Source organism: Citrobacter sp. RHBSTW-00029 (assembly GCF_014104295.1).
GTDB classification, from domain to species: Bacteria; Pseudomonadota; Gammaproteobacteria; order Enterobacterales; family Enterobacteriaceae; genus Citrobacter; species Citrobacter youngae.
On record NZ_JABXRT010000001.1, the window covers coordinates 2,180,185 to 2,196,197 of the forward strand.

The following is a 16,013-nucleotide window of genomic DNA, read 5'->3' on the forward strand; positions in this document are numbered from 1 at the left end:
GCCTGAGTCTGACTTCCCAGACTCAGGCTTTTTCTCGTTATTTCGCCAGCTGTGGTTCACTAAAGCGAATGGCAGTTGATTCCACCTGCTTATCCCGCTGCATAAAACCGAGGTTCATCAGAAACAATCCCGCCATAAACGGGAGTTCATACAGCTCTTCAATGAGATCGCCGTACTGCGCATTGTGCAAAAAGATAGGGGCCAGCAGACGATGATGCTCTACCGTATCGGAGATCAAAAATGCACAGGTGGTGATCGCTAACAGCCATAGCGGCAGCGGTTCATTGCGTAAGCGACGGGCAATATCCTGGCGTAAGTGTTTTGATATCAGGACAGGCAAAATAATCATCGCAATCAATACCACTGAGATAGCTCTGAACAGGAGTTTAGGGTGCTCCGGAAAATAATCACGGCCCCAACTGGTACTGCGACCCAGCAACACCAACCACCACACAGCCGCCCAAAGCCAAAATTGTTTCTCGCCTTCCGGACGTGATAAAGGCCGGATGTAGCTGAGAGTAAAAAGCGCACCAAACAGCAGCCATAACGCCTGGCCATTCTCAATCCATCTGACGACAGTACCGTTGAGCAAAGGTAGATTCCAGTTCGCAGTGAACGGGATCGCTACGATGACCAGCCCAAGAATGAAAATGGGTAATGTTAGTCGGGTATTCAGTTTCATAAGCGAGGTTCTGTATTGTGACTGTTTCACGATCATAACCCCTGTGAATGATCCAACATTAGCAATCAATGCGGATTTCTTAAGGTATTCTTAAGAAATCTTTTTCCGGATATTTCCAGGTTTAACACGGATAAAAAAACCGCACTGCGCCATCAAAACGCAGTGCGGTTTATAAATCAAAAACGAAAATATTCAATCAGAGGCAGAGGCTAACATCTACCAGCCGCAGACTTCGTGCTCATTCTCGGTATCGTATGAACGAACCGTATTGACCAGATCTTTAACCACTTCAGCGGCGACATCCGGAATCAACAGCGACATCGGCGTTTCAGTTTCATAATCGACAGACACGCCATTGCTGTTATTGGTGACTGTAACGGTGTAGGTTGCTTTACCCATGATTTACTCCTTGCCGGTACGCACAACTTTTCGTTGATTTGCGCTCTCCATCAACACTTCGGGCGCCACGAAAAAGTCGATATTAAAGTAGGTATCGTCGGTCATTACTTCGATGTTATGCCATTTCTCCGGTGGAAAAACGCCGAACTGACCGGCTTCAATAATCATCACCTCTTCTGGCTCCGGGCTGTGTTCATCTGCAAATCCGAGATATTTGACCGCCCCCTGCATCACAGAAAGTCGAGGATAAACCCCGGCACGGGTACCCTTATCAAGGTGGCGTTCGAAAATTCCGGCAGGTGCAGTTTCTTTGTTCCAGAACGGCGTTGAGCGTGTATGAATATGATTCTGTGGAATTTGAAGCATTTTTCTTCCCTTTTCCAGTCGACAACCAGCGAGTCTTATTGAATCGCTGCTGTGAACAGGGTACGCTTCAAAATATATATTTAAAATACCATTTATTGGTTATAACAATCCCATTTTTCAATGAAGGGAACAGCTTAATACTGAAAGCCCGCCGTCAACAGCGGGCCAATAGCGTTACGACTGAAGCGTCGCCAGACGTGCGGCAAAACCGACAAAGATCAAGCCAATGAGGGAATTCCCAACTTTAGCCAGTTTTTTCTTCGTACGAATATACTGTGTCACAAACGCACCGGAGAAAATAAGGAAGCTCAGATAGAAAAAGCTCACTATTTCAAGCGTCATCGCCAAAATAAAGAACGACAACCCTGAGTGAGTCGCGTTGACATCAATAAACTGTACGAAGAACGATACATAAAACAGAATGGCTTTAGGATTCGTCAGACTCAAAATTAATGCACGTTTGAAAATCGCACCAAACGGAACTTCTTCTGGCGCAGCGTCGCTGGCTTTCGATTTCAGTGTGGCATACAGGATCTTCGCACCGAGATACAGCAGATAAAACGCGCCGAGATAACGAACAATATTGAACAATACGGGTGTTGTTTTGATTAGCGCAGCTACGCCAGCATAGGCCAGAAACATCAATACGGCATCACCGATAAACACACCGCTTGCTGCCAAATAACCACCCTTCACTCCACGACCGACGCTGTTCTTCAGCACAAATATCGTATTTGGCCCCGGTACCAGCACGATAAAAATAGCACCCACCAGATACGTCCAGTAATTCAGAACTCCATACTCTGCGAACACGTTAACCTCTTCCTGAAAAAACACATGCACTTGCTGCGAGACAATATGCTAACGAATGCGCCAGGGGATGGAAAGAGAAGCTTTAGAATATAGCATTCTGTTTCAGTCCGATTGCAACATCATTATTCGTTCCAGATTTGCAACGATGAAACCCACTTTTGCGCCTACCCAATGCCCCGTTTAGCCACTAATGTTTATCAGTAGATTCAGCCCGCAAGGCCCCCTCTCATCACATGGAGAAAGAAAAATGACTATTGCTTATAAACGTCTTGATAAAGATCAGGCTGCCGTACTACTGGTCGATCACCAAACGGGTTTACTTTCGCTGGTCCGTGACATCGATCCAGACAAGTTTAAAAACAACGTTCTGGCATTAGGCGATCTGGCGAAATATTTCAAACTCCCGACGATTCTGACTACCAGCTTTGAAACGGGTCCTAACGGTCCATTGGTTCCTGAGCTGAAAGAACTGTTCCCGGATGCCCCTTACATCGCACGTCCTGGCCAGATTAATGCCTGGGATAACGAAGATTTTGTTAACGCGATCAAAGCGACAGGCAAAAAGCAGCTAATTATTGCCGGGGTGGTGACCGAAGTCTGCGTCGCATTCCCTGCGCTTTCTGCCATTGAAGCCGGTTTCGACGTGTTTGTGGTCACTGATGCATCCGGTACGTTTAATCCGCTGACCCGTGATTCCGCATGGAATCGTATGTCGTCTGCCGGCGTACAATTAATGACGTGGTTCGGTCTGGCCTGCGAATTACACCGTGACTGGCGCAACGATATTGAAGGGCTGGGAACGTTGTTCTCCAACCATATTCCTGACTATCGCAACCTGATGACCAGCTACAACACGCTGACATCCGGGAAATAATGTTCCTGTCAGTGTAATACACAAAAACCCGCCAACATCGGCGGGTTTTTGTGAACAGTTTCAGTCGGGATTAATGGTGCAGCATTTCATCCACCACCTCTTCTCCCTTGAGCTGATAAGGGTAATAGGTTGGCCAGTTATCCATCTCTTCAAGCAAGGCAGCCTGCGAGGTATTACCCATAAAGATATGGAAGTGGCTCGATTTACGTGGCGCAATAATGTGATCGCTGAATTGCACGTATTTCGGCGCGTCGCTGCCAGCGTCTTTACACTCGAACAGATAACGCACACCTTTCTTGCCTGACGTATAGTTCAAAATTTTATATCCGGCATAATCATACTTACACGATGCCACCTTTTTACCGGTATGAAACTCCATTACGCCGTTTTCAATACCAATAGTGTCAACATCGGTCGCGTAGCCCTTGCGGTAATAGGCTTTAACCTGCTCTGCCGTTTTGCTCTTGTCTTTCTCCGCTTTCTTTTTGAATACCGGATCCAGTTCGCCACTCACCAGATACGGATAGACAGACTGCCACATGCCATCCCAGTCGGCTAGCGTACGGTTCTGCACATTTTTGTCATCAAAAACGCCTTCTGCCGCCTTTTGTTCTATTTCGGTCATTGGTGCACCATGGGAATGGTGACCATGCGCCAGTACCTGGCTACTAACAAAAAGCATCCCCAGAACGACTGCCAATTTTTCCAAATGCATAGCCAAAATTTCACCCTCAAATCATTTGCGAGCGGAATGTTATAATATAACATATCAATTAAATCAATAGGCCAGCTGCAAGCCCTTGTCTCATTTCACGCTACAATGAGCTTGCTGGAACAAAGCTGATCAAGCAGGGCCTGCTGATGGCTGATAATCAGCATAGCCAATGGCCGACGCTGACATTCTTCAAGCAGCAGCGCCCAGATATCCCTTTGAATGGAAGGATCGAGCTGGGCGGTAATTTCATCGGCAATCAGAAAACGCGTACGCGGGTCGAGCGCCCGCAGTATGGCAATTCGCGCCAGCTCACCGCCCGAAAGTTGTCCGGGACGACGCGTTAGCCACTCCGGCTTAATATGCAGTCGGGCAAGCGTTTCTGCATCTGGCCGCCATGCATCATGAACCGCATCACCGGTACTCCGTCTGGGGTTAAAGGTTAATTCCGGATGCTGCGGTACAAGCTGCACCGGGCAATATTGATGGCGCGGCAACGGTTGGTCATCAACCAGAACGTCGCCGGACGTCGGCTTTTGCCACCCCGCAAGCACACGTCCCAGCGTTGTTTTTCCGGTTCCACTGGGTGCGCAAATCCCAATGCGCTCCCCTGGTGACAACGAGAACGAGAGATTTTGCCACAGTATTTTACCTCCCTGACGAATGAACACATCACGACAGCACAGCATACCGCTCTCCAAAAAGTTGATTTCTTTCGGGCAGCGCTCGCCATTGCCGTTTTAGATGTTCACTAATTTCACCGCGTAAAAGCTGTTCCCGGCTGACATTATCCGACACCGTTCCTTGATGCAGCGCGACAATGCGATCTGCGTGACGTGCAGCCAGAGTGAGATCATGTGTCACCCATAAAACGCCCGCGCCCCGCTCACACAGGCCGCGTAGCTGTTCCAGCAGTTGATTTGCCAGAGGCGCATCAAGCCAGGCGGTAATCTCATCAGCAAGAATATAACGAGCCTGGCTGAGTGCGGCATGACACGCCAGAATGCGTTTGGCCATTCCTCCCGAAAGCTGACGCGGGAAAGCCTCTAACACGGTGGTTTCCAGATGATGACGTTCGAGCAAGTGTTCAATTTGCCCTGCATTCCACGCCTGACCGGAAAGCTGGCTGGCTCTTCGTAAATGCTTTTCAATAGACAGCAGCGGATTCAGCGCCTGCACACCTTGCGGAACATAACTAAACGTACTGCCACGGCATGCCCTGATGTCATTGTTATCCAGCATTTTCCCATCAAGGGTGATATTGCCATGAAAGCGCAAATTTTCCGGCAACAGATCGAGTAAGCATTGCAGCAGCAGGCTCTTACCCTCACCACTGCCTCCCACTAACGCCACCATCTGGCCCGGCGCAACATCAAAAGAGACATCCTGCAGCAACGAGGACCATTTTTTTGCGCCGTACCAGCGATAACGCGCCACTTCCAGCGAAATCTGCCGCAAACTCAACATGCATCACCTCTCAACCATAAACGATGTACCGCCCGGGCAAGTTGATCAAATAGCATCACAAGGAGAAATAGCATCAGCCCTGGAAACAGCACCAGCCACCAGTCGCCATGACTGATAAACCGCAGCGCATCTGCCAGCAACAGTCCCAGCGAAGGTTCGTGGGGTGCCAGCCCGAAGCCAAGGAAACTTAACGCTGCACTGTGCAATACCGCATGAGGGAACATCAGCAACGTTCCCGTTAACCACTGGGGCAATAGCGCAGGTAAATAGTGATACCGCCAGCAGTAAAAGTGGCCATGCCCCAGTCGCCAGGTGAGTGTCAGGTAATCACTGTGGGCAACGCGTTCCGCTTCAGCACGTAAAATCAATGCCAGCCGCGGCCAGTGTGTGAGCGCAACCGCCATAATCACCCCGCTTTTCCCGCCGCCCAAGGTAAAACAGATCAAAATCAGCAGCAGAAGGTGCGGCATGGACAACATCGCATCGGTGATCAGACGCATGACGACATCCAGGCGTGGGTGCAGACGGGAAATCGCCGCCATCAGTAACGCAATGAATCCGCTGCACAGCGCCGCGCCAATACCGATTTGCAGGCTGGTTAGCGCCCCCTGAAAGCAACGAACCCACAGGTCGCGCCCCAGATTGTCGGTACCAAACCAGTACAGCGCATCAGGCGGAAGATGACGCACAAGAAGATTCACGTTCAACGGATTATCCAGCATAGCTGCGCCATATACTGCAATAAATAACAGGCCGCTCACGGATAGCAGAAGACGAACAAGCGTCGGCGTCGGGTTATAGAGCATCAGGTCGCTCCAGCGCGCGATTCAGAACATGGACAAACCAGGCAGAGAGAGAGTTACCAATAAACACCAGCACGGTACTGAACAAGACAATCCCCATCAGTAACGGCAGGTCACCGCGTAATCCGGCATCGATGGTAGCCTGCCCCAGCCCCGGATAGGCAAAAACTTTCTCAGCCAGCAACGCACCGCCCAACAGTTCGCCCAACGAGGCAAACTGTAGACATAGCGCTGGCGTGATGGCGTGTCGCAGAACCTGGTGACGCAACAGCGACCACCCCTTGTCACCCTGCGAACGCGCAAAACGAACAAATTCGCTTTTCATCACGCTGGCGATACTTTCCCGCGTGTGCAACGTAATTTGCCCCAGCCCCAGCAGGCTAAGTGCGCAAACAGGGAGAACCAAATGGCGCAGACGTTCAGTCAGCGTTGCCATATCGCTGTTATTTCCCGGTTCCCACGCACAACAGACCGGGAACAGCGGCCAGCGTACCGCAAATACTGCCAACAGCAGCATGCCAATCCAAAAGGTCGGTAAGGAAGAAAGCAGATAGCTAAGTCGGCAGATGGCTTTATCCGGCCAACGGTTCAGGTAGCGGCCGGCAACAAACCCCATTGTCGTTCCCAATAAACCGGAAACCAGCCACGCACCGCTCAGCAGCGCAAACGAGGTCGCAAACCGCTCCTTAATCACGCTGGCAACAGGGGCATTAAACAACATCGAGTAACCAAGGTCGCCCTGTAGCACGCGTAAGAACCAGTGGAAAAAACGCTCCCACAGGGGTTGTTCCAGGCCCCAACGAGCAGCAATACGTGCATATTGCTCCGGCGGAACATGCAGCAAATCGTTGCCAATATAGGCCCGGATTGGATCGACCGGCGAAAAGCTGAGCAAGATGAAAGTGCCAGCCGCGACCAGCACTAACAACACTATCAGCCGTAATACATGGCCTAAAACAGACTTCATCAACGGCAGGTCCAGGTCCATTCGTCCAGATTATTGAGCAGTGACCAGCTACCGTGAATTTCCGGTGCACCTTTGCCCAGATCGATGCACGGATTCGCCAGATAGGTGTGCTGAATATTCAGCAGCCATGCCCATGCGGCATCCCCTTGTACGCCTGCGCCTTGTTTACCATCCCACTCAACCTGTTGCCAGAAAGGCAACGCTTTTTGCCAGTCTGGTGCATCAATGGCCTGCTTGAGATGTTGCTCGACCACCGGATTGCTGTAGTAGCCCGGGTTGTAATACTCCACACCCGCCGCCTGCCCGCTGTAGTGATGGAAAAGCTCCATCGGATCCAGGCTCCCCCAGCCGAACAACGTAGGATTAGCATGCATATGACGTTCAACGGTTTCCCAGCTACCCGACTGCAGCGAAATCTGAATACCCACTGGCTCCAGCATCGCACGTACGGCCTCGGCTAAATCCCGGCGCGTACTGTCGCCGCTGGCGTACCACAACGTCAGACGCGCCTCTTTACCGTCTTTCACCCGTACGCCGTCTTTGCCCACTTTCCAGCCGGCCTGATCCAGAATCGTCCGGGCTTTTTCAGCGTCGCCATCTTTGAATGCCACCGAAGTCCCCTGCCATGGCAACCCCTGAACCGCGCTATACGCGGGGATCGCATGCCCCTCCATAACCTGCCCGGCAAGCTGCTTACGGTCAATGGCGTAATTGATCGCACGCCTGATAGCAATATCGGCTGTAATATCGTTCCCAACCGGATAACCATTAGCATCTTTCTTCCCAGCCGGAACCATTGGGAAAACAATACCGCGGTTTTCTACACTGTCGCGAACCCACAGTTTTAAATTCTGCTGTGCGGGCGCCACCGCCATCGACGGCGCAATACGTACCAGTCCCAGTTGGCCACTACGCGCTGCGGCGTATGCGTTATCCTCATCGAGGAATACAAACACAAGCCGGTTGAAATCATTCTTCTTACCGGCATACCACGGGTTTGCTTCCACGATCAGTTGCTGCCCAGGTTGAAAGCTCACCAGGCGGTAAGGACCTGCGCCAATCGGATTTTTGGCAAATGTTTTTTCGTCATACTGTTTTGCCGGAACAATGCCTAACGAACCGAGCACGTTCACAAAAGTGCTCTGCGGATGGCTAAGCGTAATTTCTGCCGTGCGGTTGTCTATCACGCGGGCATGGGTGAAATTCCCCATGTCAATTTTCCCACCACTTTTTGCGGCTTTGTTATAGGTGAAGACCACATCTTCAGCCGTTAGCGGCGAACCATCAGAGAATTTGAGATCGGGCTTAAGCGTCAGCGTCCAGGTTTTGCCGTCGGCACTGGTCACCACTTTTTCCGTCAGCAGGTTTCCCCAGCTCATATCCGCATTTTGCTTTAACACAGGTGCATGCAACAACAGATAGCTGCCATGACTCCAGCCCAACATTGGGTCAAATCCCTCCGTCGGCTCGGGCCCAATGGCCAGTTTTAACGTCTGGCCTTCGTCTGCATTTTGCGCAGCGAGGAGTGGTGAGGTTAATGCGAGAGTCAGTGCGCACGTCAGCAGTGCCAGCTTGCCTTTAATCATTCTCTTATCCAGATTTACGTTATTTTTATCGCGTTTAACGAACAATTTACGTTAGACGGTCTCCTGGGGAAGGGATTATGGCGGACAGTAATGTCGAAAAAAATGATGCAGCGCAGAAAAGTATGACGATTTTTAAAAAACATCATACGACTTTCTAATACCCAGTACTTTCACCTCTCACTTCGCTGAAGTGGCTAAGCAAAATCACCGTATTTACTCGCCTTTATATTAAATAAGAAGCAATAGTTGCAGGAAAAACTATTCACCAGCTTCGGTTTTTACCTACCTCAAATTCATGACAATTTATGTATATTTATTAAAGAAAGACACAGTAAGTGACAAGTTATGTAAATATATAATGATAATTATTTGTATTATCATTTTCATCAATTATCTTACTGCCTTTGAATTTTTAACAAAGGAAGTTTGACTATGCGTTTAAAACCTGTTGCCTCTGTCGTTCTGTCCTGTATAGGGTTTACCAGCCCCTTTGTCTTCGCTGAAGACGTGATGGTAGTAACCGCTTCTGGTTACGAAAAAAAGATCACCAATGCGGCTGCCAGCGTTTCCGTTATTTCACAGCAAGAGTTACAAACCAATAAATATAACGATTTAGGTGAAGCTCTGCGTTCTGTGGAAGGTGTGGATGTCGAAAGTAGCACGGGTAAAACCGGCGGTCTGGAAATTAGCATCCGTGGTATGCCCGCCAGCTATACCCTGCTCTTGATTGACGGTATCCGTCAAAATGGAAGCAGCGACGTGACACCGAACGGCTTTTCAGCCATGAACACCAGCTTTATGCCTCCACTGGCGGCAATCGACCATATTGAAGTGATCCGCGGTCCGATGTCGACGTTATACGGTTCCGATGCCATTGGCGGCGTCGTCAATATCATCACCAAAAAGAGCACCGATAAATGGAGCACGTCCATTAATACCGGCGTTAACCTGCAAGAAAGTAATAAATGGGGTAACAGCACTGTCGCCAACTTCTGGTCAAGCGGCCCATTGATCGCCGGTGTACTGGATATGCAAGTTCGCGGCAGCACCACGCAGCGTCAAGGCTCCAGTGTCACTTCGCTGAGCGATACCTCTTCCACCCGCGTGCCGTATCCTACGGAATCTGAGAATTACAATATCGGCACTCGCCTGGACTGGAAAACCAGTGACAGCAATACGTTGTGGCTGGATCTCGATTCCGCCAGACAACGCTACGATAACGATGATGGACAGCTTGGCAATCTGACCGGCGGATATGATAAGACGCTGCGTTATGAGCGTAACAAAGTGACGCTCGGCCACGATACCGCATTAACATTTGGTACCTGGAAATCCTCTGTAGGCTGGAATGAAACCGAGAACAAAGGCCGCCAGTTGGTCTCCTCGGCACTGACACCAGAGAACGCGAGCCGGGCCGGCGACGCACGTGAACTGAAGAACACCAACGTTATTTTGGATTCCATGCTGCTGACGCCGTTAGGTGACTCGCACCTGTTGACTCTCGGGGGAGAATACTGGGATGCCCGCATGAAGGATGGTGTCGTGCTGGCCAATACCGGCGAGACATTCCACCAGAAAACATGGTCGGCCTATGCTGAAGATGAATGGCATATCCTCGATTCTCTGGCCTTAACCGTGGGGACTCGCTATGAACATAGTGACGTCTTTGGTGGGCACCTCAGCCCACGTGCCTATATGGTCTGGGACGTATCCGATGAGTGGACCCTCAAAGGCGGCGTCACAACGGGTTATAAAGCGCCATCACTCAGCCAACTTCATAATGGCATCAGTGGCGTAACGGCACAGGGGACGGTCAATACCGTCGGGAACCCGAACCTTAAACCTGAAGAAAGTACCAGTTACGAAACCGGGCTTTACTATGAGAATGACGCTGGGCTGAACGCCAACGTCACGGGTTTCTATACTGAATACAAAAATAAAATCGTTTCGTATTCTATCGATGATAATACCAACAGCTACACCAACAGCGGTAAAGCAAGAACCGATGGTATCGAGTTTGCCAGTACATTCCCGCTATGGTCGGACTCGCTGAGCTTATCTCTCAACTACACCTATACCCAGAGCAAGCAAAAAGATGGCGAGAATAAAGGCGCGCCACTGAGTTATACCCCGAAACACATGGCGAACGCCCGTCTGAACTGGCAGGCAACGGAAGATATGAACGCCTGGCTGAGCGCTCGCTACCGCGGTAAGGCTCCACGCTATACGGAGAATTACGACAACCTCAGCGCCGTCCAAAAGGCGGTGTATGACGACAAAGGTGCAAATTTAAAAGCCTGGACCGTTCTGGACATGGGGATGTCTTATAAACTGACCAAAGAACTGACGCTGAATACGGCGGTGAACAACGTGCTGGATAAAGACTTTAGTGACGTCACGTTGTATCAGGTTGGCCGCAATAGTGCTTATGCAGGCGACTACTATCAGACGGCACAATCCACGACCGGATACGTCAACCCGGGCCGTAACTACTGGGTATCCTTAAACTACCAGTTCTAGTTTTGCTTACCTCTGTTGGCCAGGCTATAACTGATAGCCTGGCCGCTATCAGCATGTATTCGTAAGCGGATTGTCAGTATTGCGCATACGTAAGGAGAGACAATGCCCTTTTCAACCACTGAGCGTCAGGCACTTCTGTCATTAAAAGGCGTTGGCCCCAAAGTCATCGAGCGGCTTGAGCAACTTGGTTTCCACTCGCTTGCCGATCTTAAAAACTCTACTGTCGACGATATTACCCAGCAAGCGGCGTCAATGGTCGGCTCGACATGCTGGAAAAACAGTCCGCAAGCGAAAACGGCAATTGCCAACGTCTTAGCGCTGGCAAGTACGTTGTCGTTACGCTGATTTAGCATATCGCCAGGGCACGAGGAACGGGCGTTATTTAACCGTTTCTGATTTTCCCATTGATACCCGGCTGCGGTTTACCAAACAGATACCCTTGCGCGAAATCGCAGCCCAAAGCCTGAAGGCTCGCCAGCTGTTCCTCTGTTTCGACACCTTCTGCAACAGCTTTCATATTCAGCGATTTCGCCATACCAGTAATAAGCCTGATGATATTAAGGGCGTCTTCCTGCGTAGATATCGAATGCACAAAGGACTTGTCTATTTTGATTTTATCGAAGGCAAGCCGACTCAGTCGCGAAAGAGAAGAGTATCCGGTACCAAAATCATCGATGGAGATTTTTACCCCCAGAGCTCTGAGCTTGTTAAGCGTATTCATCGGCGTATTGCTCTCCGTAAAGAGAGAGGATTCCGTCACTTCCAGCTCGAGACGGTCTGCCGGAAGTCCGGTTTCTTTCAGAATGGACAGCACGATTCCGGCAAAGGCCTTGCTGCTTAGCTGGACAGGTGAAACATTGACTGAAATTTTAACCGGTACGGTCCAGGACGCTGCTTCCCTGCATGCAATTTCAAGCACAGATTTTCCCATCTCGTTAATCATTCCTGTTTTTTCTGCAACAGGAATAAAACTATCCGGCGACAGAAGCCCTTTTAGAGGATGTATCCAACGAATAAGGGCTTCATAGCTGTAAATTTCCTGGCTGAAAGAATCGACAATAGGCTGATAATAAACCACGAATTCTTTATTCACTATGGCCATTGCCATATCATGCTCAAGAGTTCTGCTTTCTTGCAGCTTTTCTAACATCCGCTGTCGGAAGACTTTTATTTTACCCGAGCCTTCATTTTTCGCTTCATAAAGCGCCAGATCGGCAAATTTATAAAGATAGTCGGAACGGCGTTCAGTTTCAGAGATAACAATACCAACACAAGTGGTTATATTTATAATTGCGTTATAAATAGTGTAGGGTTGGTTGATAAAATCACATATTTTTTGGGCTCGGGAAACAGCATGACTCTCTGTCAGACCGCTCGAAAGAAAAGCAAACTCATCGCCGCCTAAACGATATAGCGTGTCGGAACCCTGGCTCATAGAAATCAAACGATGGGATATCTGACGTAATAACATATCACCGGCATCATGGCCATACGTATCATTTACCTCTTTGAATCGATCTAAATCGAACAACATCACCGTCACAGAGTCATTGTTTTTTTCTGCCATCTCGATGGTTTTATTTAAATCCCCCCAGAACAACTGGCGATTGTTCATCTCGGTGAGAGAGTCGTGATAGACGTCATACTCCAGTTTTGCATTCTGGATCTGCAGTTTTTCTTTAGATTCCTGAAGTTCCTCAGCAAGGCACTTAACCTGGAGATGTGCTCTCAAAATGTTTCTGTTCTGAAAAAAAATCAGAACCCCCAGTATCGCACTCAATATTATAAGCAATACTGAAATAGCTGAATAAATATAATACAGGGTTTGAATGTTAATATTTGTATTATTAATCGAGCTAACATCTTTATCTAACGCACCGGATGAAAGACGGGCTAGCGGTGCATCAAGCGCATGCATTTCTTTCAGGTATGCCTTGAGTTCTGAACGATTCATTTTCTCAAGATGAACATCCAGATAATTAAGCATTTTTTCAAGCTGTATAGCCAGTTCATAATGCGCTTGATTGCTCTCTATATAATGCCATAAATCACCTTCCTTTATTAAATCGCTCTGGCTGAGCATAATATCGAGACGCAGGCGCACAGCATCGAGCGTCATCGTATCATCACTAATGTAGAGACCAAGCCATGATTCAAATCGGTAATATTCTGATACCATTTGAACAGCAGACCATGAGTCGGTGTAGTGAGTCAGTTTCTGTAGTTCTTGTTGTCTTTCGTGCACAAGGAAAGATATATATCCGGTAGATATAAAAAGGAAGAATATAATGCCAGCCAGTATTCTGTTCATGATGGTCCTCTGAACCCCTACTCAATTTTCATTGAACTGACCTGCCATGCTGACCTTGAATAAAAAATCTGATTATTCAGTTCAGGAATGCTGTCATAGGGATACACGATGAATAGTGGGCCTTTATCACGGATGCGCATATATTCTCCGTTGATTTTTAGAGCAAGAATAACATTATATTTTTTGAAATCACTGAGTGGGATAACGGTGGTGTAGTCATTGAGCGCAGTGACTTTAACAACAGAACCTTTTGCCCCGACATAATCCATGAGCTTTTGCAGTGAGATACCCGTAAAGGTAGTGCGTCCATTATACCAGGGTGAGGAGGTCTGGAAACTTACCGTGCCCAGATTCTCGAGACTGGCGATATCAAAAATGGCTTTCCCGTCTTCATTGGTGTTTTCTATATTACCGGACACTGTTAAAAGGACTTTACCGACAGGTTTGGAAAGTTCACCGGCCCAGACCTGGGTAGTGACGACAAAGCTTAACAACATGACAATTAACCGCATTCTAACCTCACCAATCTATCGAATGTAAGAGAATTATAATTTAGTTATTATGCTATTTACACATGCTGCCCAGCGATTATTGATACTGTAAGCTCCCCCATCTTTTAGCCCATTAAAATCAAAGAGTTAATCTAAATTTATTTTTTTGACATTGCTTAAAAAAGGCCATTACTGTTATTTGCGACACAATAAATTTCGCTACCACCGTACAAAAAACAAGCTGCCTGTTTAAGTGGTAAAAATAAACACACATAAATATAAAGGTCTATTTTTTCAGGCAACAGCAGGATATTGTTTTTCCGGCAGAGGGTTTCACGCCTCTCATCGAATGAGTGCTGTGCAATGAATCACCAGAACCTGGTTTTGCAGCTCATCTATAAAAAATATGATTGCTTGTCGGGTCGAGATATCCTGGCAAGAACCGCGTCATTGAGCTTACAGACCAGACGTAAATATCAATTTGTGTTCGCCAACACTAATCACAAATACCATGAGGGTAAAAAATACAAATCTGGCGTAGAGCCCCGGCAGGTTTAAAGCGGTTTTAATCGCCACCGAATTCCATTGAAAAAAAACGGGAACCACCCGGTTCCCGTTCTCACACAACCCAGAATCTGGATTACATGTTTTCGATGATCGCGTCACCAAACTCGCTACATTTCAGCAGTTTAGCGCAATCCATCAGACGTTCGAAATCATAAGTTACGGTCTTGGCGTTGATCGCGCCTTCCATACCTTTAACAATTAAGTCAGCCGCTTCGGTCCAACCCATGTGGCGCAGCATCATTTCTGCAGACAGGATGATGGAACCTGGGTTCACTTTATCCTGGCCTGCGTACTTCGGTGCAGTACCGTGGGTTGCTTCAAACAGCGCACATTCGTCACCAATGTTGGCACCCGGTGCGATACCAATACCACCAACCTGTGCTGCCAGCGCATCGGAGATGTAGTCACCGTTCAGGTTCATACACGCGATAACATCGTACTCAGCGGGACGCAGCAGGATCTGTTGCAGGAACGCATCGGCGATAACGTCCTTAACCACGATCTCTTTACCGGTTTTCGGGTTCTTGATTTTAACCCACGGACCGCCATCAATCAGTTCACCACCGAACTCTTCACGCGCCAACTGGTAACCCCAGTCTTTGAACGCGCCTTCGGTGAATTTCATAATGTTACCTTTATGAACCAGGGTAACAGAATCACGATCGTTAGCGATGGCGTACTCAATCGCTGCACGAACCAGACGCTTGGTCCCTTCTTCGGAACACGGCTTGATACCGATACCGCAATGTTCCGGGAAGCGGATTTTCTTCACGCCCATCTCTTCGCGCAGGAATTTAATCACTTTCTCAGCATCAGCGGAGTCCGCTTTCCACTCAATCCCCGCATAGATATCTTCTGAGTTTTCACGGAAGATGACCATGTCGGTCAGTTCTGGGTGTTTAACCGGGCTAGGTGTACCCTGGTAATAACGCACCGGACGCAGGCAGACATACAGGTCAAGTTCCTGACGCAGGGCAACGTTCAGAGAGCGAATACCGCCGCCAACTGGAGTGGTCAGTGGGCCTTTGATGGCAACACGATATTCACGAATAAGATCAAGGGTTTCAGCAGGCAGCCAGACGTCCTGGCCATAAACCTGAGTGGATTTCTCACCGGTGTAGATTTCCATCCAGGAGATTTTACGCTCGCCTTTATAGGCTTTCTCGACAGCAGCATCGACAACTTTGATCATCGGTGGGGTTACATCAACGCCGATACCGTCGCCTTCAATGAACGGGATAATCGGATTTTCAGGAACGTTGAGTTTGCCGTTTTGCAGGGTGATCTTCTTACCTTCCGCCGGAACAACTACTTTGCTTTCCATTCACCTCTCCTTCGAGCGCTTCTGGTTCTGCTCGTCTGTCATCGCGCTGCATGTGCGTTTGCGTCCTGCTGCACGAATGCGTTAGAGCAATTTTTTGTTAATGTTTTGTAATGAGCATGTCAATACTACCC

The 16,013-nt window shown here is 48.7% G+C and carries 16 protein-coding genes; 3 read left to right on the forward strand and 13 right to left on the reverse strand.

The window, feature by feature from the left end:
- Positions 1-37: 37 nt before the first annotated feature.
- The 4 genes from HV041_RS10835 to leuE form a co-directional block, all read right to left on the reverse strand.
- Positions 38-682: a hypothetical protein gene (locus HV041_RS10835; RefSeq protein WP_048211935.1), complete on the reverse strand. Its 645-nt coding sequence runs from the start codon at positions 680-682 to the stop codon at positions 38-40.
- A 216-nt stretch (positions 683-898) separates the two neighbouring features.
- Positions 899-1,081, reverse strand: a complete 183-nt coding sequence (locus HV041_RS10840) for a DUF1869 domain-containing protein (RefSeq protein WP_048211936.1) — start codon at positions 1,079-1,081, stop codon at positions 899-901.
- Between the two features lie 3 nt (positions 1,082-1,084).
- The gene (yeaR, locus tag HV041_RS10845) at positions 1,085-1,447 is read right to left on the reverse strand and encodes a DUF1971 domain-containing protein YeaR (protein WP_045441926.1); all 363 of its coding nucleotides are present in this window, start codon (positions 1,445-1,447) and stop codon (positions 1,085-1,087) included.
- Positions 1,448-1,621: 174 nt separating this feature from the next.
- The gene (gene leuE, locus HV041_RS10850) at positions 1,622-2,260 is read right to left on the reverse strand and encodes a leucine efflux protein LeuE (RefSeq protein ID WP_048212597.1); all 639 of its coding nucleotides are present in this window, start codon (positions 2,258-2,260) and stop codon (positions 1,622-1,624) included.
- Between the two features lie 247 nt (positions 2,261-2,507).
- Between leuE and ycaC the strand changes: the two genes are divergently transcribed.
- Positions 2,508-3,134: an isochorismate family cysteine hydrolase YcaC gene (gene ycaC, locus HV041_RS10855; protein ID WP_005120379.1), complete on the forward strand. Its 627-nt coding sequence runs from the start codon at positions 2,508-2,510 to the stop codon at positions 3,132-3,134.
- A 70-nt stretch (positions 3,135-3,204) separates the two neighbouring features.
- Here the strand turns inward: ycaC and zinT are convergent, their stop codons facing one another.
- The 6 genes from zinT to HV041_RS10885 form a co-directional block, all read right to left on the reverse strand.
- Positions 3,205-3,849, reverse strand: a complete 645-nt coding sequence (gene zinT, locus HV041_RS10860) for a metal-binding protein ZinT (RefSeq protein WP_161958604.1) — start codon at positions 3,847-3,849, stop codon at positions 3,205-3,207.
- Positions 3,850-3,944: 95 nt separating this feature from the next.
- Positions 3,945-4,535 (reverse strand): ATP-binding cassette domain-containing protein, encoded by a 591-nt coding sequence (locus HV041_RS10865; protein ID WP_048211938.1) that lies wholly within the window; start codon positions 4,533-4,535, stop codon positions 3,945-3,947.
- Positions 4,519-5,313 carry an ATP-binding cassette domain-containing protein gene (locus HV041_RS10870; RefSeq protein WP_048211939.1) on the reverse strand — a complete coding sequence of 265 codons (795 nt, stop codon included), beginning with the start codon at positions 5,311-5,313 and terminating at the stop codon, positions 4,519-4,521. The genes HV041_RS10865 and HV041_RS10870 overlap by 17 nt, the downstream gene beginning before the upstream one ends.
- Positions 5,307-6,119 carry an ABC transporter permease gene (locus HV041_RS10875; RefSeq protein ID WP_121584524.1) on the reverse strand — a complete coding sequence of 271 codons (813 nt, stop codon included), beginning with the start codon at positions 6,117-6,119 and terminating at the stop codon, positions 5,307-5,309. Before HV041_RS10875 ends, HV041_RS10870 begins: the two co-directional genes overlap by 7 nt.
- The gene (locus tag HV041_RS10880; RefSeq protein WP_121585480.1) at positions 6,109-7,083 is read right to left on the reverse strand and encodes an ABC transporter permease; all 975 of its coding nucleotides are present in this window, start codon (positions 7,081-7,083) and stop codon (positions 6,109-6,111) included. Before HV041_RS10880 ends, HV041_RS10875 begins: the two co-directional genes overlap by 11 nt.
- Entirely contained in the window at positions 7,083-8,669 is a 1,587-nt protein-coding gene (locus HV041_RS10885) for an ABC transporter substrate-binding protein (RefSeq protein WP_048211941.1), read from the reverse strand. Before HV041_RS10885 ends, HV041_RS10880 begins: the two co-directional genes overlap by 1 nt.
- 432 nt (positions 8,670-9,101) lie before the next feature.
- Between HV041_RS10885 and HV041_RS10890 the strand changes: the two genes are divergently transcribed.
- Positions 9,102-11,189 (forward strand): TonB-dependent receptor, encoded by a 2,088-nt coding sequence (locus HV041_RS10890; RefSeq protein WP_121584523.1) that lies wholly within the window; start codon positions 9,102-9,104, stop codon positions 11,187-11,189.
- A 102-nt stretch (positions 11,190-11,291) separates the two neighbouring features.
- On the forward strand, positions 11,292-11,534 hold the full coding sequence (locus tag HV041_RS10895; RefSeq protein ID WP_121584522.1) for a helix-hairpin-helix domain-containing protein: 243 nt from the start codon (positions 11,292-11,294) through the stop codon (positions 11,532-11,534).
- Positions 11,535-11,571: 37 nt separating this feature from the next.
- On the opposite strand, the gene HV041_RS10900 is transcribed toward HV041_RS10895, so the two are convergent.
- The 3 genes from HV041_RS10900 to icd all read right to left on the reverse strand — a co-directional run bounded on the left by HV041_RS10900 (position 11,572) and on the right by icd (position 15,882).
- A complete protein-coding gene (locus HV041_RS10900; RefSeq protein WP_182294215.1) occupies positions 11,572-13,500 on the reverse strand; it encodes a bifunctional diguanylate cyclase/phosphodiesterase in 1,929 nt (642 codons plus the stop codon).
- 17 nt (positions 13,501-13,517) lie between these two features.
- Complete coding sequence (locus HV041_RS10905) at positions 13,518-14,012, reverse strand: molybdopterin-dependent oxidoreductase (RefSeq protein WP_048211945.1); 495 nt, start codon at positions 14,010-14,012, stop codon at positions 13,518-13,520.
- 619 nt (positions 14,013-14,631) lie between these two features.
- Positions 14,632-15,882 carry an NADP-dependent isocitrate dehydrogenase gene (gene icd, locus HV041_RS10910; RefSeq protein WP_121584521.1) on the reverse strand — a complete coding sequence of 417 codons (1,251 nt, stop codon included), beginning with the start codon at positions 15,880-15,882 and terminating at the stop codon, positions 14,632-14,634.
- Positions 15,883-16,013: the final 131 nt, after the last annotated feature.